Annotated in this window: 28 protein-coding genes and 10 pseudogenes; 37 read left to right on the top strand and 1 reads right to left on the bottom strand. The window is 60.4% G+C overall.

Annotated elements, in window-relative coordinates:
* Window positions 1-263 precede the first annotated feature (263 nt).
* The 9 genes from ACFODQ_RS01040 to ACFODQ_RS01000 all read left to right on the top strand — a co-directional run bounded on the left by ACFODQ_RS01040 (window position 264) and on the right by ACFODQ_RS01000 (window position 5,226).
* Complete coding sequence (locus ACFODQ_RS01040) at window positions 264-602, top strand: hypothetical protein (protein WP_377014507.1); 339 nt, start codon at window positions 264-266, stop codon at window positions 600-602.
* Window positions 603-621: 19 nt separating this feature from the next.
* On the top strand, window positions 622-1,083 hold the full coding sequence (locus tag ACFODQ_RS01035) for a hypothetical protein (RefSeq protein ID WP_377014505.1): 462 nt from the start codon (window positions 622-624) through the stop codon (window positions 1,081-1,083).
* Window positions 1,084-1,208: 125 nt separating this feature from the next.
* The gene (locus ACFODQ_RS01030; protein ID WP_377014503.1) at window positions 1,209-1,400 is read left to right on the top strand and encodes a hypothetical protein; all 192 of its coding nucleotides are present in this window, start codon (window positions 1,209-1,211) and stop codon (window positions 1,398-1,400) included.
* Window positions 1,360-1,896, top strand: coding sequence for a hypothetical protein (locus ACFODQ_RS01025; RefSeq protein ID WP_377014501.1), 537 nt, complete (start codon window positions 1,360-1,362; stop codon window positions 1,894-1,896). The genes ACFODQ_RS01030 and ACFODQ_RS01025 overlap by 41 nt, the downstream gene beginning before the upstream one ends.
* Window positions 1,897-1,949: 53 nt before the next feature.
* Window positions 1,950-2,225 carry a hypothetical protein gene (locus ACFODQ_RS01020; protein WP_377014499.1) on the top strand — a complete coding sequence of 92 codons (276 nt, stop codon included), beginning with the start codon at window positions 1,950-1,952 and terminating at the stop codon, window positions 2,223-2,225.
* Window positions 2,225-2,878, top strand: a complete 654-nt coding sequence (locus ACFODQ_RS01015; protein WP_377014497.1) for a hypothetical protein — start codon at window positions 2,225-2,227, stop codon at window positions 2,876-2,878. Before ACFODQ_RS01020 ends, ACFODQ_RS01015 begins: the two co-directional genes overlap by 1 nt.
* The gene (locus tag ACFODQ_RS01010) at window positions 2,817-4,130 is read left to right on the top strand and encodes a hypothetical protein (RefSeq protein WP_377014495.1); all 1,314 of its coding nucleotides are present in this window, start codon (window positions 2,817-2,819) and stop codon (window positions 4,128-4,130) included. Before ACFODQ_RS01015 ends, ACFODQ_RS01010 begins: the two co-directional genes overlap by 62 nt.
* Before the next feature lie 29 nt (window positions 4,131-4,159).
* Window positions 4,160-4,735 carry a hypothetical protein gene (locus tag ACFODQ_RS01005; protein ID WP_377014493.1) on the top strand — a complete coding sequence of 192 codons (576 nt, stop codon included), beginning with the start codon at window positions 4,160-4,162 and terminating at the stop codon, window positions 4,733-4,735.
* Window positions 4,736-4,818: 83 nt separating this feature from the next.
* Complete coding sequence (locus tag ACFODQ_RS01000) at window positions 4,819-5,226, top strand: hypothetical protein (RefSeq protein WP_377014491.1); 408 nt, start codon at window positions 4,819-4,821, stop codon at window positions 5,224-5,226.
* A 37-nt stretch (window positions 5,227-5,263) separates the two neighbouring features.
* Here the strand turns inward: ACFODQ_RS01000 and ACFODQ_RS00995 are convergent, their stop codons facing one another.
* Window positions 5,264-5,545, bottom strand: a complete 282-nt coding sequence (locus ACFODQ_RS00995) for a hypothetical protein (protein WP_377014489.1) — start codon at window positions 5,543-5,545, stop codon at window positions 5,264-5,266.
* Window positions 5,546-5,609: 64 nt separating this feature from the next.
* Between ACFODQ_RS00995 and ACFODQ_RS00990 the strand changes: the two genes are divergently transcribed.
* The 28 genes and pseudogenes from ACFODQ_RS00990 to ACFODQ_RS00855 all read left to right on the top strand — a co-directional run.
* A complete protein-coding gene (locus tag ACFODQ_RS00990; protein ID WP_377014487.1) occupies window positions 5,610-8,453 on the top strand; it encodes an Ig-like domain-containing protein in 2,844 nt (947 codons plus the stop codon).
* A 19-nt stretch (window positions 8,454-8,472) separates the two neighbouring features.
* Window positions 8,473-9,174 (top strand): collagen binding domain-containing protein, encoded by a 702-nt coding sequence (locus tag ACFODQ_RS00985; protein ID WP_377014485.1) that lies wholly within the window; start codon window positions 8,473-8,475, stop codon window positions 9,172-9,174.
* Window positions 9,102-9,473 (top strand): hypothetical protein, encoded by a 372-nt coding sequence (locus ACFODQ_RS00980; protein ID WP_377014483.1) that lies wholly within the window; start codon window positions 9,102-9,104, stop codon window positions 9,471-9,473. Before ACFODQ_RS00985 ends, ACFODQ_RS00980 begins: the two co-directional genes overlap by 73 nt.
* 134 nt (window positions 9,474-9,607) lie before the next feature.
* Window positions 9,608-9,766, top strand: a complete 159-nt coding sequence (locus ACFODQ_RS00975) for a hypothetical protein (protein WP_377014481.1) — start codon at window positions 9,608-9,610, stop codon at window positions 9,764-9,766.
* A 250-nt stretch (window positions 9,767-10,016) separates the two neighbouring features.
* Complete coding sequence (locus tag ACFODQ_RS00970; RefSeq protein WP_377014479.1) at window positions 10,017-10,595, top strand: hypothetical protein; 579 nt, start codon at window positions 10,017-10,019, stop codon at window positions 10,593-10,595.
* Window positions 10,580-11,521, top strand: coding sequence for a hypothetical protein (locus ACFODQ_RS00965; RefSeq protein ID WP_377014477.1), 942 nt, complete (start codon window positions 10,580-10,582; stop codon window positions 11,519-11,521). The genes ACFODQ_RS00970 and ACFODQ_RS00965 overlap by 16 nt, the downstream gene beginning before the upstream one ends.
* Window positions 11,522-11,541: 20 nt before the next feature.
* Window positions 11,542-11,694, top strand: a pseudogene (locus ACFODQ_RS00960) (hypothetical protein); the annotation flags it as partial.
* Window positions 11,695-11,759: 65 nt separating this feature from the next.
* Entirely contained in the window at window positions 11,760-11,900 is a 141-nt protein-coding gene (locus ACFODQ_RS00955) for an RHS repeat domain-containing protein (protein ID WP_377014533.1), read from the top strand.
* The gene (locus ACFODQ_RS00950) at window positions 11,864-12,286 is read left to right on the top strand and encodes a hypothetical protein (protein WP_377014531.1); all 423 of its coding nucleotides are present in this window, start codon (window positions 11,864-11,866) and stop codon (window positions 12,284-12,286) included. The genes ACFODQ_RS00955 and ACFODQ_RS00950 overlap by 37 nt, the downstream gene beginning before the upstream one ends.
* Window positions 12,229-12,369 (top strand): annotated as a pseudogene (locus ACFODQ_RS00945) (RHS repeat domain-containing protein); the annotation flags it as partial. The gene ACFODQ_RS00950 and the pseudogene ACFODQ_RS00945, both read left to right, overlap by 58 nt.
* A complete protein-coding gene (locus ACFODQ_RS00940; protein WP_377014529.1) occupies window positions 12,346-12,906 on the top strand; it encodes a hypothetical protein in 561 nt (186 codons plus the stop codon). The pseudogene ACFODQ_RS00945 and the gene ACFODQ_RS00940, both read left to right, overlap by 24 nt.
* A 195-nt stretch (window positions 12,907-13,101) precedes the next feature.
* Complete coding sequence (locus tag ACFODQ_RS00935) at window positions 13,102-13,431, top strand: RHS repeat domain-containing protein (protein ID WP_377014475.1); 330 nt, start codon at window positions 13,102-13,104, stop codon at window positions 13,429-13,431.
* Window positions 13,329-13,742, top strand: a complete 414-nt coding sequence (locus tag ACFODQ_RS00930) for an RHS repeat-associated core domain-containing protein (RefSeq protein WP_377014527.1) — start codon at window positions 13,329-13,331, stop codon at window positions 13,740-13,742. The genes ACFODQ_RS00935 and ACFODQ_RS00930 overlap by 103 nt, the downstream gene beginning before the upstream one ends.
* Before the next feature lie 13 nt (window positions 13,743-13,755).
* Window positions 13,756-14,193, top strand: coding sequence for a hypothetical protein (locus ACFODQ_RS00925; RefSeq protein WP_377014473.1), 438 nt, complete (start codon window positions 13,756-13,758; stop codon window positions 14,191-14,193).
* 1,653 nt (window positions 14,194-15,846) lie between these two features.
* Window positions 15,847-16,658: pseudogene (locus ACFODQ_RS00920) on the top strand (MetQ/NlpA family ABC transporter substrate-binding protein).
* 102 nt (window positions 16,659-16,760) lie between these two features.
* Window positions 16,761-16,865 (top strand): annotated as a pseudogene (locus ACFODQ_RS00915) (MetQ/NlpA family ABC transporter substrate-binding protein); the annotation flags it as partial.
* Window positions 16,866-17,068: 203 nt separating this feature from the next.
* Window positions 17,069-17,517: pseudogene (locus ACFODQ_RS00910) on the top strand (MetQ/NlpA family ABC transporter substrate-binding protein).
* 22 nt (window positions 17,518-17,539) lie between these two features.
* Complete coding sequence (locus tag ACFODQ_RS00905) at window positions 17,540-17,734, top strand: hypothetical protein (RefSeq protein ID WP_377014471.1); 195 nt, start codon at window positions 17,540-17,542, stop codon at window positions 17,732-17,734.
* 1 nt (window position 17,735) lies between these two features.
* A pseudogene (locus tag ACFODQ_RS00900) lies at window positions 17,736-18,268 on the top strand (ATP-binding cassette domain-containing protein).
* Window positions 18,265-18,435, top strand: a complete 171-nt coding sequence (locus ACFODQ_RS00895) for a hypothetical protein (RefSeq protein WP_377014469.1) — start codon at window positions 18,265-18,267, stop codon at window positions 18,433-18,435. Before ACFODQ_RS00900 ends, ACFODQ_RS00895 begins: the two are co-directional and overlap by 4 nt.
* Before the next feature lie 54 nt (window positions 18,436-18,489).
* Entirely contained in the window at window positions 18,490-18,669 is a 180-nt protein-coding gene (locus ACFODQ_RS00890; protein ID WP_377014525.1) for an NIL domain-containing protein, read from the top strand.
* A 106-nt stretch (window positions 18,670-18,775) separates the two neighbouring features.
* A pseudogene (locus ACFODQ_RS00885) lies at window positions 18,776-19,373 on the top strand (methionine ABC transporter permease).
* Window positions 19,374-19,528: 155 nt separating this feature from the next.
* Window positions 19,529-20,729 (top strand): annotated as a pseudogene (locus ACFODQ_RS00880) (SfnB family sulfur acquisition oxidoreductase).
* Window positions 20,730-20,794: 65 nt separating this feature from the next.
* A pseudogene (locus ACFODQ_RS00875) lies at window positions 20,795-22,063 on the top strand (SfnB family sulfur acquisition oxidoreductase).
* Complete coding sequence (locus tag ACFODQ_RS00870) at window positions 22,063-22,200, top strand: hypothetical protein (protein ID WP_377014467.1); 138 nt, start codon at window positions 22,063-22,065, stop codon at window positions 22,198-22,200. The pseudogene ACFODQ_RS00875 and the gene ACFODQ_RS00870 overlap by 1 nt, the downstream one beginning before the upstream one ends.
* Window positions 22,142-22,369, top strand: a complete 228-nt coding sequence (locus ACFODQ_RS00865) for a hypothetical protein (RefSeq protein ID WP_377014465.1) — start codon at window positions 22,142-22,144, stop codon at window positions 22,367-22,369. Before ACFODQ_RS00870 ends, ACFODQ_RS00865 begins: the two co-directional genes overlap by 59 nt.
* A 286-nt stretch (window positions 22,370-22,655) precedes the next feature.
* Window positions 22,656-23,132, top strand: coding sequence for a hypothetical protein (locus ACFODQ_RS00860; RefSeq protein ID WP_377014463.1), 477 nt, complete (start codon window positions 22,656-22,658; stop codon window positions 23,130-23,132).
* 147 nt (window positions 23,133-23,279) lie between these two features.
* Window positions 23,280-23,577 (top strand): annotated as a pseudogene (locus ACFODQ_RS00855) (hypothetical protein); the annotation flags it as partial.

Raw genomic sequence — 23,577 nt, 5'->3', positions numbered from 1 at the left:
GACGCAAGGGCGTGCTGGGAGCGAGCGATGGCCGCTAAGACCATGGCGTGCGGCCCCAGGTGGGGTGTGCACGCTGCGCTGGCCGTCTTGGTCGGCGCAGCCTTGGGTGGTACTGCCAGAGATGCAGCAGCTTGGTCGCGGCCAGCGACTGCGCCTCCGCCTTTGGTGGAGGCTGAATCGGCTTCTGCCCGTCCAAGGAGTTGGGCTGTTCGGCTGCGCAATATGCAGCGCCAACCACAGAGACGCCCGCGCTGGCATGGCTGGTGCAAACCGCGCCGCTCGCGCTGGACCAGGCCTGCTGGGTAAACGCTGCTGAGGCGGCTGCATCGGTGCAAAGCGCCAGCCCCCCCACCTTGGCGGATGTGCGCCCGCGCAGCCTGCAACGCGCAGCACCCATTGCGCGCGCTTTGCAGCTGGAGCTTTCTGACATGGCCAGCAAACGCTTCTTGCAGCAAACGTCCGTGGTGCTGCTGGGCTCCGGCTCGACATCGCCGAGGTTGACCAGGCCTGCCGTCACTGCGGCAGCAAGGCTTTGTCCAGTTGCAAGCGGTGCGGGGCGGTGTCCGAGCATGGCAGGCCGCGCAAGCGGGGACGGCAGGTAGCCAACCGTTGTTGCAGCCCTTGGATGCGCAGACTTGGATAGCCGCTCTGGGCCAGGGCATGCACTGGACGGTGATCTCCGCCAGCGAAGCCATGCAACGTGCGCCTCAGGCGCAGTGGCCGGTGCCGTCCGAGCAGCTCGTCGCCGTACGGGTGGAAGGCAAAGAGCGCGATGCCAAGTTGGTGGCCGCCATTGCGCGCGCCTACCAAGACCGGCTCAAGCATGTACGTCATGCGGGCTACGCCCAGGCGCTGGTGGTCATCACCGATGGGGTGGTCAGCGATGCCTTGCGTGCCCAGGTCGAAAGTACCTTGGCGCCTAGCACCGATGCATCCAAAGCGGGCCGCAGTGCCGCAATAGTCACCTTGCCCGCCTATTGGCTAGACGGCGGCTGGCAAGCCTATGCGCAGCAAGTGGCCCAAGCCGCCGCCATCCAACAGACCGCCAACCACCGGCTGCAAGCGCCGTGTGGACGCTTATGAGTGCAAACAAAAAATGAGAAATACCGGGGGAAGCATGTACCAACAACAACCATCTTCAGCGCTCCAAGCGGCGGCCTGGGCACGCAAGGCCTGGCAGGGCTTGCAGATGCTGGGCCTTTTGGCTGATGCTGCTCTGTGCGGCCCCGTCGGCCTTGGCACAAACGCCAGTGACGGGCGTGATCACCAGCAACACAACATTGCGTGCAGCGCAGTCGCCCTATCTGTTCCAGGGCGATGTGATTGTGGATAACAACGCTACCTTGAGTATTGAGCCCGGTGTCACATCCAGATGGCGGCCGCCGCCAGCTTTACTTTGAAGCGGGGTGCACTCCAGGCGGTGGGCACTCCCAGCCTTCCATCAAGATCACCTCGGCATCTGCGACACCCGCTGCCGGTGACTGGCGGCAATGGCGCTTCACCGCAGGCACCAACCAGGCACTGACGCAGCTGGGCCATGTCGTCATCGAATACGGCAGCGGTGTGGCGATTGAATCTGCTTCGCCCGTTATCAACAACACCGCCATCAACCACCACAGTGGCCCTGCGATCAGCATGGACCTGGCTTCGTCACCGGTGGGTACGGGCAATACCGCCAATGGCAACTCGCTCAATGCAATCAATGTGCCTGCGGGCACCATTCGCACGCAGGTGGTCTGGGGCATCGTCGGTATCCCTTACCTGGTGCAGCAAGGTCTGGTGCATATCGGCCAAGCGCCTTTGGCGCTGGAGCCGGCCAAACTCAAGCTCAGCCCCGGTGTGGTGGCCATGCTGCGCGTCTCGCTCACGCACCAGCCCCCGCAGGCGGCACGCTGATCGATGTCAGCAGCAGCGTTCCTTCGGTCGCATCGGCCGTTACCCGTGTCACCGTGCCTGAGGGTCAAACCAGCGCCGATCTGGAGGTGCAGGCCAGCAGCCTGGGCTCCACCAAGATCACTGCGAGCCACGCCACCTTGGGCATGGCGGAAACCGTCATTGAGGTGGTCAGCCTGCCTTCTCTCGGTTTGGCCCCTGCCAGTCCCACAGTCGGGGTCAATCGCAACTACCCCATGACCTTGTCGCTGCCTGCTCCCGCTGCAAGCAATGTGGCCGTGCGGTTGGACAACGCGGACACGGCGGTGCTTTCTGCCCCAGCAGCTTGGTAGTGCCTGCCGGTCAGCAAAGTGTAAATTTTGAAGTGACTGGCTTGGTTGACGGTACCAGCCGTTTAACGGCGCAGGCAGACGGCTACGCCAGCGCGCTGGCCACCGTCGCCGTGCGCGGCAAGGCGTTGGTACTGCCATCCAGCGTAGTGGTGGCGCCGACGGGCAGCACTACGGTGACATTGGAAGCTACGGAGCCAGCCCCTGCAGGCGGCTTGACCGTTAACTTGGCTGTCGCGCAAAGCAGTCTGGCCCAAGCTCCTGCCACCGTGCTCATCCCTGCGGGTCAAAGCCGGGTGAGCTTCAGCATCAATGGCAAGGCCTTGGGTGCCACCACCTTGACTGCAACCGCTGCCGGCTACCAGTCCGGCCAGACCAGCGTAAATGTGGACGCCATCAGTCTTAACACTGATCCTGCTGCAGACCTGGTGATGAATGAAGAGCTCAGCCGCACGGTTCGCGTGCAGTTGAGCAAAGCCGCTCCACTGGGCGGGATTACTGTTTCTGTTGTTAGCCAGAATCCGGCGATTGCTGCTGTGAGTCTGCTGAGGTGTTTGTGCCTACGGGGCAGATTTATGCGACGGTGCGGTCACTGTGAAGGCGCTGACAGAAGGGAAAACCTCCATCGGTATTACTTCGCTTGGCCTGATTGGTAAGACTTTGAATGTGGATGTTCGGCAGAAATTTTCGCTCAGGCTTACAAAGTACAGCGGTTCAAAGTTGATTGTGGGCAAGGGGCTGTACAACTATTACAGGGAGTTTTATGTAGAGCGTCTCATTAATGGCGTGGTGAGTAATGGCGCTGAGGCGGTGACGGTGAATCTGCGATGCATCGCATCGGAGGTGTGCATTACTCCAGCGACGGTGACTATTCCCGCTGGACAGAGCCGGGCATACATCAGCGTCACTGGTGTCGATATTGGATCGACTCAAGTGGAGGCAACTGCAGAGGGCGCAACATCGGCGGCACCGATGTCAGTTGACGTTATCTTGCCAGTCGTGCGGTTCAACAGCTTAGATAAAAACCGTACGACATCCAGCATTCGCGATGATTTTTCTATCACACTGACGGTGCCTGGTGCGGATTGGACAACTGATCAATATGCTGCCAATTCGTTGCAAATTAATGTTTCACTGAAAGACCAAAGCCCCGCTGGAGTTGTCAATGGGATCTACAACAGTAGCAATAGTCTGATCACACAACTGACGGTTGCCAGGGGGTCTAGCTCAACGGGAACTGCATATATAGCTCAGCCTGCAGCTGCTGGGACTTATAGAGTGGAGGCTGAAGTCATAGGTATTACCGCAGAAAAATCAGAGGTTCAGACGGTAACAGCTGCAGCACAGGGTCTGAGACTTACAAAGTACAGCGGTTCAAAGTTGATTGTGGGCAAGGGGCTGTACAACTATTACAGGGAGTTTTATGTAGAGCGTCTCATTAATGACGTGGTTAGTAATGGCGCTGAGGCGGTGACGGTGAATCTGCGATGCATCGCATCGGAGGTGTGCGTTACTCCAGCGACGGTGACTATTCCCGCTGGACAGAGCCGGGCATACATCAGCGTCACTGGTGTCGATATTGGATCGACTCAAGTGGAGGCAACTGCAGAGGGCGCAACATCGGCGGCACCGATGTCAGTTGACGTTATCTTGCCAGTCGTGCGGTTCAACAGCTTAGATAAAAACCGTACGACATCCAGCATTCGCGATGATTTTTCTATCACACTGACGGTGCCTGGTGCGGATTGGACAACTGATCAATATGCTGCCAATTCGTTGCAAATTAATGTTTCACTGAAAGACCAAAGCCCCGCTGGAGTTGTCAATGGGATCTACAACAGTAGCAATAGTCTGATCACACAACTGACGGTTGCCAGGGGTCTAGCTCAACGGGAACTGCATATATAGCTCAGCCTGCAGCTGCTGGGACTTATAGAGTGGAGGCTGAAGTCGTAGGTGTTACCGCAGAAAAATCAGAGGTTCAGACGGTAACAGCTACAGCACAGGGTCTGAGACTTACAAAGTACAGCGGTTCAAAGTTGATTGTGGGCAAGGGGCTGTACAACTATTACAGGGAGTTTTATGTAGAGCGTCTCATTAATGACGTGGTGAGTAATGGCGCTGAGGCGGTGACGGTGAATCTGCGATGCATCGCATCGGAGGTGTGCATTACTCCAGCGACGGTGACTATTCCCGCTGGACAGAGCCGGGCATACATCAGCGTCACTGGTGTCGATATTGGATCGACTCAAGTGGAGGCAACTGCAGAGGGCGCAACATCGGCGGCACCGATGTCAGTTGACGTTATCTTGCCAGTCGTGCGGTTCAACAGCTTAGATAAAAACCGTACGACATCCAGCATTCGCGATGATTTTTCTATCACACTGACGGTGCCTGGTGCGGATTGGACAACTGATCAATATGCTGCCAATTCGTTGCAAATTAATGTTTCACTGAAAGACCAAAGCCCGCTGGAGTTGTCAATGGGATCTACAACAGTAGCAATAGTCTGATCACACAACTGACGGTTGCCAGGGGGTCTAGCTCAACGGGAACTGCATATATAGCTCAGCCTGCAGCTGCTGGGACTTATAGAGTGGAGGCTGAAGTCGTAGGTGTTACCGCAGAAAAATCAGAGGTTCAGACGGTAACAGCTGCAGCACAGGGTCTAAGACTTACAAAGTACAGCGGTTCAAAGTTGATTGTGGGCAAGGGGCTGTACAACTATTACAGGGAGTTTTATGTAGAGCGTCTCATTAATGGCGTGGTGAGTAATGGCGCTGAGGCGGTGACGGTGAATCTGCGATGCATCGCATCGGAGGTGTGCATTACTCCAGCGACGGTGACTATTCCCGCTGGACAGAGCCGGGCATACATCAGCGTCACTGGTGTCGATATTGGATCGACTCAAGTGGAGGCAACTGCTGCTGGCTTCGAGTCTGGAGTGATCGATTTTGAGACCATAAATCCGGTATTGGTTCTATCTAGTGCCCTTCTTCGCTGAGTGTTGGGCAAAAGTCCACGAGTATTTACGTGAGAGCTCAAGTTTCTGGCGCATATTGGTCCAATGACCAATACCCTGCTGCTAATTTGACCATTACTTTCTCGAGCTCGGTTCCATCTGTGGGGACGGTGACAACCACCGTGAATTGGCCTGCAGGGTCGAGTAGTTCCGCCCGCGCGATCTTCACTGCTATATCCCCAGGCACCACCCAAATAACCGCCAGCAGCCCGGATTTGTACCGGCGACCAGCGGCGTGATCACCGTCAACCCATAAGAAGGAGAAGACCATGCAACTCTCCCACATCACTTCGTTATTCACCCGCCGAGCGTGGGCATCACTATGCCGCAGGTCTGTAATGGCGGGCAAAAGGCATAGCCAAACCATGGCAGCGGTAGCACTGGCAGGTACCGCGTTGGCAGGCGGTGCAGTCGCACTGGCGGCGGGCAATGCCAAGCTCAGTATTTCCGATGGTGTTGTCGTTAAATTTGGCGAAGGCGCTGGTATCAATGTGCGCGACCAGTTGCAAACGGGTGCCCATGTGCTGTTCACCAGCCAGTTCGATGACAGTGCCATTGCGGCCACCAACCCGCAGCCGGGCACTGCAGAAGCAGGCGATTGGTTGGGTGCGCTGGTCGAGGCGGGTGTGCCTGCGGCTGGCCTCCAACTCGATGGCCTGCAGATTCGCTATGCCGGTGGTACAGCGGGCTTGCCCAGCTATATGAACGGCGGCGCCGGCCTGGTTGTGCATGGTGGTAGCTATAGCTTCAACCGCTTGCAGCTCAGCCACAATGCCGTGGGTATTCGGGTGATAGGCAGTGGTAGTCCCAGCATCAGCGCATCACGCATCACCCATAACGAGGTGGGTCTGTTGGCCGAGCAAGGTGCAACGCCTGCCATCGCTGAATCCGATATTTCGGCCAATACCCAGTTTGGGGTGCGTAACACCCAGCCCGCTGCCGTGGTGCAAGCGCGCGGCAACTGGTGGGGGCATGCCAGCGGCCCCAAAGATTCGGTAGGTAATCCGGCAGGCCAGGGCAATGCCGTCAGCACCGGGGTGGACTATGGCAGTTACCTGGGTGCAGAGCCGGTGCTGAACTGCACGATGGCGCCCACCCAGGGCTATGTCACCCGGGTGCGCAATGTCGAACTGGTCCTGGAGTGCCCGCAGGCAGCGCAGTACCGCATCCAGGAATCGGACCAGTTTGGCGAGGCGCTGGCTTGGCAGACCATGGCCAGCCACCCCAATACAGTGACCTACACCTTGTCTAGCGGTGGTGGCGCCAGGATGCTGTACGTGCAGTTCCGCACGGCGCAGAACAAGACCAACCAGTTCTCGCTCAGCCAGCCCATTGCCTATGCGCCCGAGGGGCCCGTAGTGCAATTCAGTCAACCTGCAGCAAACGCGGTGCTGGAGCAAGACACCACCATTGCGGTAACGGCCAGCGATGCTGAGGGCTTGCGGGATGTGGAGATCTTGGTGAACGACAAGCGCCTGGCGCTGCTGAGCGCCGCGCCCTACCAAGTCCAATGGTCCCTGGTGGGTGTGCCCAATGGCAATTACACCCTCAAAGCCAAGGCCACCAATGCCGCTGGCTTGAGCAACACCGCCACCCGCACCGTCCAAGTACAAAAGCAAGGCGGCAATGGCCCAGCCATCACCGCCAGCTTTGCTGGCCAAGCACTGCAAGCCAATGCCACGATCACCCAGCCGGGCACGTTGGCGGTTAGCGCAGAAAGTGCCGTGGGTGTCACCAGCCTCCAGGCTGCCGTCAACGGCGTGCAGATTTTTGAGCGCAGCTATGGCAAGACCAGCCCGGTCACCCACAGCCAGATGGTGGACTTTGCCCAGCTGCCCAATGGCAACCACAGCTTCAGCATCACCGCGACCGATGCCGATGGCATTGTGGCAGTGCTGGATATTCCTTTCACCCTCAATCTGAGTGCGCCTGCCGCTCCGGTCATCACCCAGCCAGCGGCAGGTACGACCGTGGCCGTTCCACAGTTGAATGTGGCGGGCACAGCGATGCCGGGCTCGCATCTGCAGCTGTTCTTGAATGGGCAGGCATCGGGTGCGCCGGTCGCAGTGGGCGCCAATGGCAGCTTTGCGGCCAGCATCAGCTTGCCGGGCGAAGGCGCACACCTGATCGAGGCGACGGCCAGCAACACGCGCGGCACCAGCCCCAAGAGCGCAGCGGTCACGGTGACCTATGCCAGCGCACCACCCAGCATCAGCTTTGTGGCGCCTGCGCCCAATGCGGTGTTGTCCAGCGCGGCCACGATCACCGCCGTGGCTTCTGCCCCAGCGGGCATTGCCAAGGTAGATATCTACGCCAACGATGTGTTGCTGGCATCGCCCACCCAAGCGCCATACAGCGCGCAATGGGCGGCTAATGCGGCAGCCGATGGCAGCTATACCTTGAAGGCGGTGGCTACCTCAGCCGCAGGCAAGACCGCGCAGGCCACCCGTGTGGTGACGGTGCAAAACGCCCCCGTCGTGCCGGAGGTGCCCAAGACGCCATACACCGGCACGGTGGCCAATATCAGCCCTGCACTGTCCTATGGAGCGCAAAGCATTGTTATCACCGGCGCTGCCGTCACCCGCGATACCGCGCAGCCAATCCCCAATGCTGCGCTGCGCATCGTGCTGGATATCGCGGGCTTCAAGCGCCGCATCAATATCGCAACCGATGCGAGCGGCAATTACCGCTATGAGTTTGTACCCGCTGCCAATGACAACGGCACCTATGTCGTCTCGGTGGTTCATCCCGATGAAACCGCAACCGCTGAGCAAGGGCGCTTCACGATCAACCGCCTGAGCTTTAACCTCTCCAGCTACAACCTGACAGCCGCGCGCGATTTTGCGAGCAACATCACCATCCAGGCGCGTGCCAGTGCCGGCACAGGCGTGGAGGGGGTGCGCTGGGCCGTTGTGCCGGCCAACCAGCCCAGCGGCAGCCTGCCGCCAGGCATCAGCGTGGATGCAGGCCCGCCTGTCAATATTGCCGCCGGTGCCTCCGTGCCCATGGTCATCAAGTTCACCGGCAGCGCTACGGCAGGTGAATCGGGCACGGTCGTCCTCACCGCCTTTGCAGCCGATTCAGGCGATACGCCGCGCGGCACATTCAGCATCAACTACAAGCTGGTGCAGGCCCGGCCAGATCTGTTTGCCAAGCCCACGTTCATCGAGACCGCGTGCAACAAGAAAGCTCCGTTACCGAGAGCGTAGTCATCGGCAACCGGGCCTGGTGGCTGCGCAGAATGTGCAGGTCAAGCTGGTAGACAACAGCGGCAACCCGCCGCCTGCCTGGGTGTTCCTGGCCAGCGGCAACCAGATCGGGGCCATTGATGTGGGCGGCGAAGTGCCCATCCAGGTGACGGCCAGCCCAGGCAAGAATGTGGCCGATGGCATCTACAACTACAAGCTGATCGTCACCGCAGGCAACAGCGGGGATGGCGTCATTCCGGTATCGGTGGCCGTGACCCAAAGCGGGCAGGGCGGGGTGAGCTTCCAGATCACCGATCTGTTTACCGGAACCCTGGGCGCAGACAACCAACCCATCAAGGGGGTGGCCGGTGCCCGTATCCGCCTGCAAAACGATGCCGTGCTCACCTATCTGCGCACGCTCACCACCGATGCGGAAGGCAAGGCTGTCGTGACGGACCTGCCACCAGGCACCTACACCTACCGTGCCAGTGGCCCGCGCCATTCTGACAAGACCGGCCGCTTCTTTGTGCGCCCGGCATCACCACCACAGAGCGGGTGCACCTGCAGTACCAAACCATCAGCATTGATTTCAGCGTCACGGAAACCACCATTCCCGATGTCTACGACATCAACCTGGAAGCCACGTTCCAGACCCAGGTGCCCGCACCTGTGGTGCTGCTGGAGCCGCTGTCCATCAACCTGCCCGAGCTGCAAATTGGCGAGGAGCACACCGGCGAGCTGACCTTGACCAACTACGGCCTGATCCAGGCCGAGGACGTCGTCTTCAAGCCGCCCCAGTCCGATGAGTACTACCGCTACGAGTTTTCTGGCGGACATCCCCAAGGTGCTGGCAGCCAAGCAGCGCGTAGTCATCCCCTACCGGGTGACTGCCGTCAAGCTGCACCCCAAACGCATTGGCTTTACCAATACCAAAGCGGGCGACTTTACCGCTGTGCAACGCGCGTTGGCCAACACCTTCAGCAGCAAGGCATCGAGCTGCTCGTCCTACAGCGTGTGGGCCACGGCCGAATGCTCGTTTGAGTGCGTGAACGGCGAGCGAGAGAACCGGGTGGTGTTCTCCCAATACAGCCGCTTGGTCGGCACCGGTACGTCGTGTAGCGGCGGAGGTGGAGGTGGCGGAGGCTGGGGCGGCGGCGGAGGAGGCGGCTGGGGCGGTGGCTCTGGTGGAGGAAGCGGCACCCAACTGCCTCTGGCGCCACAGTGCACACCCCATTGCCGGGGTGAGTGCTGCGCTGGTGCGGGTTCCGGCCCTGGCGGTGGTGGCGGGGGCGGAGGAGGCGGTGGTGGATCTGGCCCCGCTGGCCCTGCAGTAGCTAAGCCTTCAGCGCCTGAACAACCCAATCAAAAAACACTGGCCATCAAGCCTTGCTGCGCACAAAGCCGCAGCAAGGCCAGGCAACAGCCCATGCCAGGCCAAGCAATACGAGGGAACGAGATATGACAATGACAAAGAAAAACACAGTGGGATTAGCGACTGCTGCGGCAAAGACTGCAGCACTCACCAATGCAAATGGGGGCACCCCTGCTAAGCACCTACTGCGCACCAGCCTGCTGGTCGCCGCTTTGGGCTTGGCCAGCGTGGCCTCCGCCCAAGGGATCTCCGGCATAGGCGCCTTCGTCCCCAACACCGAGCTGGGCTTCACCCCCGTCGCCAAAGCCGGCGAGCCGCGCATCAACTGGATCAATGGCGAGTACCAGGAGAGCAACACCGACCTGAGCGTCAAAGTGCTGGGCGGCAGCTTGGACATTGCCCGCTCCTGGAGCCAGGGGCGCTGGTGGCTCAACCCCGCCTGGGCACCGCTCAGCTTTGAGCTCGATCCGCTGGGCAGCGACGCCAAAGTGATAGAGCGGGTGGGAGTGCTCTACGAACGCAGCGGCCAAAGCGATCTGTACATGGCCAAGAGCAAAGGCAACGCCCCCGTCTATATCAAAAGGCTCAAGGATGCAGCTGGCCAGCACACCGGCTGGCAGTGGTACGACCGCTTTGGCAACACCATCCACTACAGCGCAGACGGCGTCATCCAAAGCTATGCCAACGCCAGCGGCGTCAAAGTCAGCTTCGCCTACGACAGCGCCACCAGCGCCCGCATCCTGGACCACGGGGCAAAACCATCTACACCGTCACCATGGCAGGGGGCCTGATCACAAGAATAGAAGACCTGGCTGGGCGCAGCGTCAGCTACCAATGGGCAGGCCAGCGCCTGGCCCAGGTCACCGACGTCATGGGCAACGCCTGGAAGTACGGGTACGACGCCAACGGCCAGATCACTAGCCGCACCGACCCGCTGGGTCTCAAGATCAGCGCCCAGTACATCCAAAGCATCCCCGCACCCGAGCCCATGCTGAGCCTGGGCAAGAAGGGCGTCACCATCGACCCCACAGGTACCAGCGGCACCACGCAAAAGCTCGCCAACCTCTGGGGCGGCGGACGCGTAGGCCAGTTTGACGGGCAAAGTGGCTGCGCATCAACGGGCGCCAACAACTACCTGCGCGAGCGCCGGGTGTTTGAAGTCACCTACACCGACTGCCGGGGCAACGCCACCGTCACCCAGTACGACCTGCAAGGCAATGAGCTCAGTCGCACCTTCAACGGTAAAAAGACCGCCTCCAACCAATGGGATGGCGCTTACAGCCAGAAATACACCAATGCCCGGGGCTACAGCACCACCACGACCTACGACAGCAACTACCAACCGCTGCAAATCACCCATCCCGATGGCAGCGTGGAGAAGTACACGTATGAGCCCGTGTTTGGACGGCAGAGCAGCTACACCAACCAGTTGGGGGTTGTGAGTACCTGGCGCTATGACAGCAAAGGCAATGTCATCGAATGGGTGGAGGCCAAAGGCCTACCTGAGCAGCGCACCACCCTCTACACCTACGACCCCTACAGCCAGCTCACCAGCAGCACAAAGGGCGCGGGCGATGCGACCAAGGCGGATGCGATTACCCAAAGCTGGCAGTACGACAGTGCGGGCAACGTGACCGCCCAAACCGATGGGGAGGGGCACACGAGAACGATGGCGTATGACTTGCGCGGGGCCCCACCAGCAAGACCGATGCACTGAACCGCACAACCAGCCTGGAGGTGGATGCCGCTGGCAATGTGACCAAGGCCTCCAATCCATTGGGCCACGCTACCCAAATCCGCTATGACGCGAGAGGCAGGCGCACCCATGTCATCAGCCCCATGGGCAACACCCAGGTCACCCGCTACGACCAGCGGGGCCGAGTGATTGAAATCCTGGCACCAGGCGAGACCGAAGGCGCGGGCCGCAGAACCGCCTATGACAGCAATGCTGGCCTATCCAGTCGATCAGCCCAAGCGGCCTGGTCACAGAAACCACCTATGACGCGAGAGGCCGCATTCAGGCCACCAAGGACCCTGCAGGCAACACCACCAGCTACGAATACGGGCAGATGATACCGAGCAGGCAGGGCTGCTGATAGCCACCCAGTACCCCACCTACAAAGAGACCTACCGGTATGACCAACAGGGTAGGCTAACGGCGACCACCCAGCACCTGGGTGGCGGAGAGAGTCGCACACAAAGCCAAACCTATGATGTGCTGGGCCAGCGTGTAGCGAGCACCGATCCTGCAGGCAAGACCACGCTGGTTGAGTACGATGCACTGGGCAGAAAGATCAAGGGCACGGACCCCGCAGGGCAAGCCACTAAACAAAGCTGGGATGCCTTTGACCAGCTGACCAGCTCAGGGATGCCAATGGCAACACCCACCGGTTCGAGTACGACAAATCAGGACAGCAGACCAAAGAAATTCGCCCCATGGGCGGAGCCATTGCCTACCGCTACGACGCTGCCCATCAACTGATCTTGCGCACCGATGCAGGAGGCAATACCCGCAGCTACAGCTACGACGCGGCCGGCCGCATGACGCAAGCGCAACACCAGCTTGGCGGCACCACCCTGGATGAGAAAACCAGCTACCGGTACGACAACGATGGGCGCCTTGCTGCCTACGAACAGCAAGATGGCAACGGCCAACTTATCAGCAGCGCCAGCTACAGCCAAGATGCCCAAGGGCGCACAGCACAAAGCCAAACGACGTATGGAAAAGTAGATGAATCTGGAAGCTTCAGCTTCACCACAGGCCAAAGCTTTAACAGCGACGGCCAACTGGCTAGCCACACCTACCCCGACGGCAGCACGCAAACCTATAGCTACACCAAGGGGCAGCTCGCCAACATCACGCTACCCAACAGCAGCGAGATCCGCTACCAAAACTACCAGTGGAATATGCCCACGGTCATTCAAACCCCAGGAGCAACCAAATCCTTGGCGCTGGATGCCCTGCAACGCCCCACCAGCATCCAGGTCAAGAACGGCAGCAACCAGGTTCTCGCCAGCAAGGCCTACCAATACGACAGGGCTGGCAATATCACCCAGATCGACAGCGACCTGGCACCACCCAATATGGCTATGACAGCTTAGACCGCCTCACCCAGGCGACGCCAGACCAAAGCCTGCAGGCCTGGGCCTGCCCAGCGAACAATATGGCTATGACGCCGTAGGCAACCGCACCAGCAGCGCGCACCAGCCGGGCGCCTGGAGCTACAACGCCGACAACCAAATGGTCCGTTACCCCAGCAAAACACCGTTTAGCCCAAGCCCTGCGGTAGACACCAGGTGAGCTACACCCCGCAGGGCCATACCCAGCAGGAAACGAGTGGGCAGGACAGCAAGACCTACCGCTATAACGCGGCCGAGCGACTGATCACCTACGAGAGCAGTGATGGCACCCTAGCCCATTACCGCTATGACCCGTTCGGCCGCAGAGTCAGCAAGAGCGTGACCAAAGACGCGGCCACGCAAGTGACCTACTTTGTCTACAGCGAGCAGGCGCTGATGGGGAGCTGGACAAGGATGGCAAGCTGCAGCGAGCCTATGGGTTCAATCCGGTTGCGGGTCAAAAAGGGCTGTGGAGCACGGATCCGGTTTGGCAGGCGGAGGCGGTAAATAGTGGGCTAGCGACTTCTCAAACGGGCTATCACTATCTGCATACGGATCATCTGGGTACGCCAAATATAGCAACGGATAAGGCAGGGTATATTACGTGGAGAGGGGTCAGTGAGGCGTTCGGAGCGACTGAGGTTGTTGAGAATTCAGTGCAAGTGAATTTGAGATTTCCGGGGCAGTATTGGGATAAAGAGAGCGACAAGCACCATAACTTGAATAGAGACTATCAGCCTTCTGCTGGCATTTACATGCAGAGCGATCCTATCGGGGTAGATGGAGGGTTAAATGTATTTGCATATGTAGATTGCTAATCCTCTTGTGCGAATGGATTCCAGTGGAGAAAAATGGATTAAAAATGGACAGATGTTTAAAGAGATTGCTCATATAAATACCATCTATTGTAATGATGAAGCGCTGACTGTATTGCTGCAACCTATCGATCAGTCTCATAAATGTCCAGCAATTGTAAGATGCCTCGCAGTTCACGAATCAATCCATTGGGGAGATGCATTCAGCTCTAATCCGGAGATTTGCAAAGGAAATAAAGGCAAGTCTGGAGTTGGCGCTGGAAGTCATGAAGATTGGATGAGATCTGAGGAGAAGGCATTTAACGCTCAACTGCGCTGCCTCGAAAGGTCATTGAAAGAAAGTTATTGCGATGAATATTGTAAAAAATGGATAGAAATGGAAATAAGTAATATCAAAAATATTTATTTGCCCAAGTTATGCGAGGAACATATCCAAAATGAAAAAGTGTTTTAAATTGAGGCATTTAATTATTGCATTTTTTTTAAATTCCAATGCATTTGCGCAAGCATGTCCTGTAAATATTAATGTTAAGCCAATGGGGGATGGTTTGGTGTTGTTTCGATTCACAATATCTCATCGCGTGATGTTGATATTCTCTATGACTTTCTTCCTTGGTCAGTATTTGGTTTTGGAGTTAACTATTCTGCAAAGTATAGAGGTGCAAAAACGGAGATTAAACCTATCTATGCGGTTGGGCATCGACCGGAGACTGTTGTGCTAAAAGCAAATGCTTCTATGCAGCAGGAAATATCTTTGTTCAAGCGTTTTCATGATTTAAGATCTGACGCTGGAATTGTTGACGTATCTTGGAGCTACAGATTTGCGGAGCCAGGGTAGGTTTCGGATGTCTGCGCAACATTTAAAGGTGATTTTTCTATTTTGAAAAACTCATCAAACAGACGTCAGAATGAAGTCTTTTACCCAATAGCATTGGCGCTGTTGCACAATCACCGTGCTCAGCGAGCGTAGGCTTGGGGGGGAAGACGTACAACGCAGCGTTGGAGGCGCGAGCTTGACTATCTGGTTGGATAGGGACATGCAGTAGCGCCCCGGTCACGGTTGTGGATTCAATTGATCGACGCAACACGCGCATCGAACATTTCAGAAGGGGATCGATATCCCAGAATTTTGCGTGGTCGTTGCCAGACGTTCTCAGATGCGGTCATTCAGTTTTTGCCTGACCGTCAGGTGCCTGCTTAGCCAGCCTTTGTGCCAAAAGCTGGGCATGGTGCAGTGGCTCCTGCGTAATTCCATTTGGATTGTGGGTGTCTTCACCTATAGCCAATTCATGCAACATTACCTCGCAGTAGTGTGAAAATATAAAAGTAAGAATCAAGATGGCGGAGGAGTTGAATGTGCGTTGATTCCGAATTGACATTTTTCAAAAGGCTTCAAGTAGTTGGCGTACTGCATGCATGTTTTTTGTTAATTATTTTCATACTCGAGGGGCTTTTAGGGTTTGAGTTGATAACTTGGTGGATCAAACCCAACTGGGAAAGAGTCGTGATAACCATTGTTTTTTGGTTTATTGCTCCCAAAATAATAGCTATGCTGGATATAAAGGTGTAATGGGGTGTGGACGCTCTCGCACACGCCAGCGATGCTGACTACAAACCCTAAACCATCAACAGGCCTAAGGACAAGGAATTCACCATCCCAGATGCAGTTCGGCTGCTGCTAGTTGGTTAGGCGCTTTTAGTGCGATAAATTGGCCAGATGGGGCTTGATAGCCAAATTCCGCGCTCACCCAACTACAGCTCAAGCATGCGTCCCATTGCCGCCTCACCAAAGTGGGTGAAGCACGCCCTTCCCCCTCCAACAGAGACCCAAGCAGAAATCCAACACTGAGTCGCAGCGAGCCCGCGTTAGAACCACCACAGGCGTTCCAAAGAGCACTGCCCGAACAAGACCGTCCTCGACTTCATCAGTCGCCCATCGTTTTCTGAGGACGCATCCCCGTCTGAGCGCCTGAGCCCCCCAGCACAGACTTCTCATATCCATATTGAAATTCTTCGTGGTGCAAAGCCAGCCCGAAAGCTCCAATGGAGGCTTCGTTGCTGCTGCCGCCATGTGATGGCGCAGTCTTTACCTCCAGAAAGACGTCCCATGTTTCAGAGTTTCAAGCGTGTGCTGATCTCCGCTGCCATTGCTGTGGCGGTGCTGCCGGCTGTGGCGGCAGACAAGCTCAAGATCGCTGTCGTGCCCGGTGCCTATGCCGATTCCATCAATGCGGCGCCAAGGATGCCAAGGCCCAGGGGATCGATGTGGAGGTGATCGAGTTCACCGACTGGACCACACCGAACGTGGCGGTCAACAACGGCGATATCGATATCAACTACTTCCAGCACCAGCCGTTTCTGGACAACGCGGTGAAGAAGAACGGCTACGCGCTGGCCAGCGCCGGCACCGGCATTCTGGCGAATGTCGGCCTGTATTCGCTCAAGCACAAGAACGTGGCCGATGTGCCCAACAACGGCAAGGTGGGCATTGCCAGTGACCCGGTCAACCAGGGCCGGGGCCTGTTGCTGCTGCAAAAGGTGGGGCTGATCACGCTCAAGCCGGGTGTCGGTTATCTGGGCTCCATCAACGACATTGCCAGCAACCCCAAGTCGCTGCGCTTTGTCGAGGTCGAAGGGCCGCAGCTGGTGCGCATCACCGGTGATGTCGATATCGCCCAGGGCTACCCGCACTTCATTGTGGCAGCCAAAGCCTTTGATCCATCAAGCGGCCTGGCGTACTCGGGCATCGAGGACCAACAGTTCGCCATTCAGTTCGTGGTCAAGAAGGACCGGGTCAACGACCCGGTGGTGCAGAAGTTCATCCGCATCTACCAGAACTCCGAGACCGTGCGCACGGTCAGCAAAAAGTCTTTCAGCAATGACGACCGGCTCTACACGCTGGCCTGGCTGAAGAAGTAAGCCGCGTACCAAGACCTTTCATCAAGCAAGCGAGAAAAACATGACGAACAAGATCAACAGACGCGTGGTGGCTGCGATTGCAGCAGCGGCCATGCTGGGAGGGTGGCAACTGGGCAGGCAGCGGACAAGATCCGCATCGCCTCCACGCCGGGGGCCACGGCCGATGCCATCAAGGCGGTGGTGGCCGACGCCAAGAGCCAGGGCCTGGATGTGGAGCTGGTCGAGTTCACCGACTGGACGGTGCCCAACGAGGCCGTCAACAAACGGCGATGTGGACCTGAACTTCTTCCAGCACCAGGCCTTCTTGAACAACGTCATCAAGGAGCGCGGCTACCAGCTCAAGTTTGTGGGCCTGGGCCTGTTGCAGAAACATTGGCATCTACTCCGAGCGCTACCAGTCGCTGGCCGATGTGCCGGCCAAGGCCAAGGTCGCGATTGCCAATGACCCGGTCAACCAGGGCCGGGGCCTGGCACTGCTGCAAAAGGCGGCCTCATTCGCCTGCGCACCGGTGATGCACCTGGCGCCACGGTGGCCGATATCACCGACAACCCCAAGCAGCTGCGCTTTTATGAAGTCGAAGGCCCGCAGCTGATCCGCTCGCTGCCCGATGTGGACCTGGCCGTGCTCTGGCCGAGCTACTTTGTCAGCGCCGGCAAGAAGGAGCAGGCCAGCAAGGCCCTGGCCTATTCGGGCATTGCCGACCGTTTCTATGCGATGGGCTTTGTTTCGCAAGCCAGCCGTGCCGACGACCCCAAGCTGCGCAAATTTGTCCAGGTGTTCCAGAACTCTGCGGCAGTCAAGCAGGCGATCAGCCAGCAGTTCAACAACGATCCCAAGCTCTACACCTTGCCCTGGTAAGGGCAGGACACAGGAGAAGCACATGGCCCTTTCCGCCGTATCCAACGTATTGCGCAGGCAGTTCCGCGCCGAGGCCGAGCCAGCGGCAGAAGGCCGCAGTGCGCGGCTGAGCGTGTCCGCATCGGCCACCGCAGGCACCAGGGCCAAGCCCCAGCTGCGCCGCTGGGCACCGTGGTATTCCGCGATCTGGGCAAGGTCTACCGCTCATCGCCGGTGAGGTGCCTGCGCTGCAGAACATCACCTTGGACATTGCTGCGGGCAGCATCTTCGGCATCATCGGCCGCAGTGGCGCGGGCAAGTCCAGCCTGCTGCGCACCATCAACCGCTTGGAAGCGCCCAGCAGCGGCCAGGTGCTGGTCGATGGTGTCGATATTGGCACCTTGGATGAAGCGGGCCTGGTGCAACTGCGCCGCCGCGTCGGCATGATTTTTCAGCACTTCAACCTGCTGTCGGCCAAGACGGTGTTCGAGAAACGTGGCGCTGCCGCTCAAGGTCGCAGGTTGTGCCGGCTGCGCAGATCCAGCAGCGCGTGACCGAGTTGCTCGACCTGGTGGGCCTGCAGGACAAGCACAAGACCTACCCCAGCCGTCTCTCCGGCGGGCAAAAGCAGCGCGTGGGCATTGCCGGGCGCTGGCCACCCGGCCCGAGATTCTGCTGTGCGACGAGGCCACCTCGGCGCTGGACCCGGAAACCACGCAGGCCATTCTTGCGCTGCTGCGCGATATCAACCGCCGCCTGGGCATCACGGTGATCCTGATCACCCATGAGATGAGCGTGATCCGCGAGATTGCCGACCAGGTGCTGGTGCTGGAGAAGGGCAGATTGCCGAGCTGGGCGACGTCTGGCAGGTGTTTGCAACCCGCGCCATGCCGCCACCCAGGCCCTGCTGGCACCGCTGCGTCACGGCGTGCCCGATGACCTGCAGCAGCGCCTGCAGCCGCAAGCGCCCGCACCGGCCGCTTTGAGCAAGTACTGCAGCTGGGCTACAGCGGCCATGACGGGCTGGAGCCGGACTTTCCCCGCATTGCCGAGGCACTGGGCGCCAAGGTGCGCCTGCTGCACGGCGGTGTGGACCGCATCCAGGGCCATGCCCAGGGCCAGCTCATCATCGCCATCGATGGTGCTGCGCCCGCAACGACTGGGCCGCGCTGACGCAAGGCCCTGCCACCATCGCACATGAAATCAGGGTACTGGTTATGTTGTTTGAACTGAGTATTTCCATCGACCGCTACTGAAAGCGCTGGCCGACACCTTCATCATGGTGTCCACCTCGGCCGGTATCGCGCTGCTGGCGGGCATTCCGCTGGCCATCTTGCTGATCGTGACGGCGCCTGGTGGCTTTCTCGAATCGCCCCGCACCAACCGCGCCGTCGCAGCGTCGTCAACGGCTTCCGGGCCACGCCCTTTATCGTGCTGCTGGTCGCGTTTGATTCCGTTCACCCGTCTGGTCACCGGCACGACGATTGGCGTCTGGGCGGCGATTGTGCCGCTGGCCATCAGTGCCACGCCGTTCTTTGCGCGCATTGCCGAGTCAGTCTGCGTGAGGTCGATCCCGGCCTCATTGAGGCAGCGCAGGCGATTGGCTGCAAGAAGTGGGACATCGTGCGCCATGTCTACCTGCCCGAGGCCTGCCCGGCATCATCGGCGGCTTCACCATCACCCTGGTGGCGCTGATCAGCTCGTCGGCCATGGCCGGTGCGGTGGGGGCGGGTGGCCCTGGGCGACCTGGCGATCCGCTACGGCTACCAGCGCTTGACACCCAGGTGATGCTGATCGTGATCGCGGTGCTGATTGCGCTGGTCACCATTGTGCAGACCGCCGGCGACCGCGTGGCGCACTGGTTGCGCAGCCGCTGACCGTCCGCGTTATCGCGGCCCACCACGGCGCAGTGCCGTGGTCTGCAGGCCAGGGCGTGTCTCTGGCCTGTCTCTCTCCGAACCCCTTTCAGAAAGCACCGAATGACTTCAGCGGTTGCCCAGGGCGCAGCGTTGCCCGCCGATTCCCCACCCGCCTGCCTTTGCCGCCCAGCCAGCCCGCGCAGATCCGCAGCGAGGCCGAGGCCTTGCAGGTGGCCGCTGCGCTGGCCGAGAGCTTTCGCGGCGGCGCGGCCCGGCGCGACAGCGAACGCCTGTTGCCCTGGGACGAGATCGAGCGCTATACCGCCAGCGGCCTGGGCGGCATCACCGTGCCGCGCAGCCATGGCGGCCTGCAGGCCAGCTGGCACACCGTCGTGCAGGTGTTTGCGACCATCAGCGCGGCCGATGCCTCGCTAGGGCAAATTCCACAAAACCACTTTGCGCTGGTGCAGAACCTGCGCGATACCGCGAGCCCCGCGCAGCAAAGCCGCTGGTTTGCCGATGTGCTGGGCGGCTACCGGCTGGGCAATACTGGACCTGAGCGCAAGGGCCGCGCCGCCCAGCTGAGCGATGCCACCGCCAGCCTGCGCCGGGCGGCCGATGGCCGGCTGCTGGTCAACGCACGCGCTACTACTCCACCGGATCGTTGTTTGCGCACTGGGTGCCTTTCCGCGCCGAGGACGAGGCGCAGCGCCCCGTGCAGGTCTGGGTGCGGCGCACGGTGCCGGGCCTGCAGATCATCGACAACTGGAACGCCTTTGGCCAGAAGACCACCGCCAGCGGTGGTGTGGTGCTGACCGATGTGGAGGTTGAGCCGCGTGATGTGATTGCGCTGCATGACCTGAAGGACCGGCCGACTCTCTCCGGCCCGGTGTCGCAGATTCTGCAAGCCGCCATCGACATGGGCATTGCCAGGGCGCGTTTGACGAGGCGCGCCAGTTTGTGCGCGACAAGACCCGTGCCTGGGTGCACTCGGGTGTCGAGCATGCCTGGCAGGACCCCCTACATCATCAGGAGTTTGGCCAGCTGCAGGTGGAGCTGGATGCCGCGCGCGAGGTGCTGCTAGATGCCGCGCAGCAGTTGGATGCCTTCGCTGCCCAGCCCGTCACCGACGAGAGCAGCGCCGAGGCCTCGGTGGCCGTGGCGCGCGCCAAGATCCTGACTACCGAGGCGGCGCTGAACGCCAGCGAAACGCCTGCTGGAGCTGGGCGGTACCTCATCGGCCCGCGCCGGCTACAACCTGGACCGCTATTGGCGCAATGCCCGCGTGCACACCTTGCACGACCGGTGCGCTGGAAATACCACCTGCTGGGCAACTACCTGCTCAATGGCCGCGCCCCGCGCCGCCACCAGTGAACTGAGCCGCCGCAACGCACAACGACTTTGAAGGGCCAGGCCAGCGCCATGCTGCTGCCAAGCCCATGAGCCACCACCATGACTACCTCTCCCCTGTGATCGCCGCTGCCAGCCCGGTGGCCCCCGCCCCCGCACCACGCCAGCGCCCCCCCGTGTTTGCCAGCGAGCAGGCCGCACTGCAACAGGCCCAGCAGCTGGCCGATTGCCTGGGCCGGTGATGCGGTACTGCGCGACCGCGAGCGTCGCTGCCCTGGGCAGAAATCGAGGCCTACAGCGACAGCGGCCTCTGGGCCATTACCGTGCCGCGCGCCTACGGCGCCTGCAGGCCAGCGCCTGGACGGTGGCGCAGCTGATCGCCACCGTGGCGGCGGCCGATGGCTCGCTGGGCCATATTCCGCAGAACCATTTCTATGCGCTGGAGGTGCTGCGCGTGGGCGGCAGCGCGGCGCAGCAGCGCTTTTTCTACGAACGGGTGCAGGCGGGCGAGCGCTTTGGCAATGCGCTGTCCGAGATCGGCCACCGCGACTACCGCCGCCGTTCGCGCCTGGAGCGGGGTGACTCCGGCTGGGTGCTCAATGGCCGCAAGTTCTACTGCACCGGCGCCATCTTTGCGCACTGGATTCCGGTACAGACCATGCAGGTCATCGATGCGGCCCAGGACCCCGTCAGCGTGATGGTGTTTGTTCCGCGCAGCGCGCCGGGCGTGACGGTGATCGACGACTGGGACGGCATGGGCCAGCGGGTCACCGGCAGCGGCTCGGTGCTGCTGGAGAACGTCGCCATCGATGAGGCCTGGATCGTGCCTTTCCAATCGAGCTTCGACAGCCCCAGCACCATCGGGCCGTTTGCGCAGATCATCCATGCCGCCATCGACCTGGGCATTGGCGAGGGCGCGCTGCGTGCCACCTTGCCCTTTGTGCGCAACCAGTCGCGCGCCTGGGTGGATGCCGGCGTGGCGCAGGCGAGCGACGACCCCTTGACCCTGCAGGCGCTGGGCAATGTGGAGCTGCGCCTGCATGCGGCGCGGGCGCTGCTGCGGCGCGCGTGCAGCCTGGTGGATGCCGCGCAGCAGGAGCCCACAGCGCACACGGTGGCTGCCGCCTCGGTAGCCGTGGCGCAGGCACGTGCGCTGGCGCATACGGCCGGCCTGCTGGCGGCCAACAAGCTGCTGGAGCTGGGTGGCACCTCGGCCACCTTTGCCGAGCACGGCTTTGACAGCTACTGGCGCAATGTGCGCACCCACACCCTGCATGACCCCGTGCGCTGGAAATACCATGCCATCGGCAACTATGCGCTGAGCGGCGTACTGCCCCCCGCGCCACGGAGCACTGTGATGGCCAGCACCGCTGCCAGCGGGCGTGCGCCCATCATCCTCAATGCCTTCAACATGGCCAGCGTGGGCCATATCACCCATGGGCTGTGGACGCATCCGCGCGACCAATCGAGCCACTACCGCCGCCTGGACTACTAGACCGGCCTGGCCAAGGAGCCTCGAGCGCGGCCTGTTCGATGGGCTCTTCATCGCCGACACCATCGGGTCTATGACACCGTACCCGCAGTCGGTCGATGTGACCCTGCGCGAGTCGGTGCAGCTGCCAATCAACGACCCGACCCTGGTGGTGCCCGCGATGGCGCGGTGACCGAGAACCTGGGCTTTGGCGTAAACGGTCAACCTCAGCTACGAGCAGCCTATCTGCTGGCGCGGGCTTTTTCTACCTTGGACCCCACCTGACCCAAGGCCGCATTGGCTGGAACGTGTCACTGGTTATCTGGACTCGGCGCGCGCGCGCCATGGGCCCAGCAGCCAGCACTGGCGCACGAATGCGCGCTATGACGCGCCGATGAGTTTATGGACGTGCTCTACCAGCTCTGGCGAGGGCAGCTGGAGCGACAGCGCCGTGCTGCGCGACCGCACGCGCCGCATCTATGCCGACCCGCAGCAGGTGCGCCGCGTGCAGCACAGCGGCCCGCAATTTCCAGGTCGATGGCTACCACCTGAGCGAGCCTCGCCACAGCGCACGCCGTGCTGCTGCAGGCGGCAGCTCGGGCCGGGGCCTGCAGTTTGCCGCGCGCCATGCCGAATGCGTGTTCATGGCCATCCAGGACAAGGCCGCCACCGCCGCGCTGGTGCGCCAGTGCGCGCCGAAGCCGAGCGTGCCGGCCGCCAGCCCGCGACATCAAGGTGCTGGTGGGCATGACCCCGTGGTGGCCGCCACCGCGCGCCAGGCCCAGGAAAAGTACCAGGAGTACTGCCGCTATGCCAGCCCCGAGGCCCGCGCTGGCGCATCTGTCGGCCACGGGCCGGCATTGATTATTCGACCAACCAGCGCGACACGCCGCTGCTGCAGCAGCACCGCAGCAATGGCATCGAGAACTCGATCAAGCGCCTGGCCAATGGCGTGAGGACTACCGCCTGGGCGACCACTCGATGAGCTGTCGCTGGCGGGCGTTACGCCACCGTCGTGGGCGATGCCCACAGATTGCCGACGAGATGCAGTCCTGGGTGGATGAGGCTTGGTTGTTGATGGCTTCAACCTCGCCCGCACTGTGGTGCCCGAATGCAATGGCGACTTTATCGACTGGTCGTCCCCGAGCTGCAGTCGCGGGGCCTGCACAAGAGCGCTATGCGCCCGGCAGCATGCGCACAAGCTGTTTGGCCAGGGCGACCGCCTGCCGGCCCACCACCATGCGCAGCAGTTTCGCCAGCAGCCCTCCGTCGGTGGCGCCAGCGTTGCTGCTTCTCCATCCTCTCCACACCCCGCGCCCAGGCCTTGGCCTGAGCCGCCATCCAGGAAACCCCATGTCCCAGAACCCTTCTTCTCCGCTGCCAGGCCAACGCCGGCGTTTT

Source organism: Comamonas sp. JC664, from assembly GCF_042647185.1.
The sequence above is the reverse complement of the archived record's forward strand: the minus strand, read 5'-3'. Positions and strand labels throughout refer to the sequence as shown.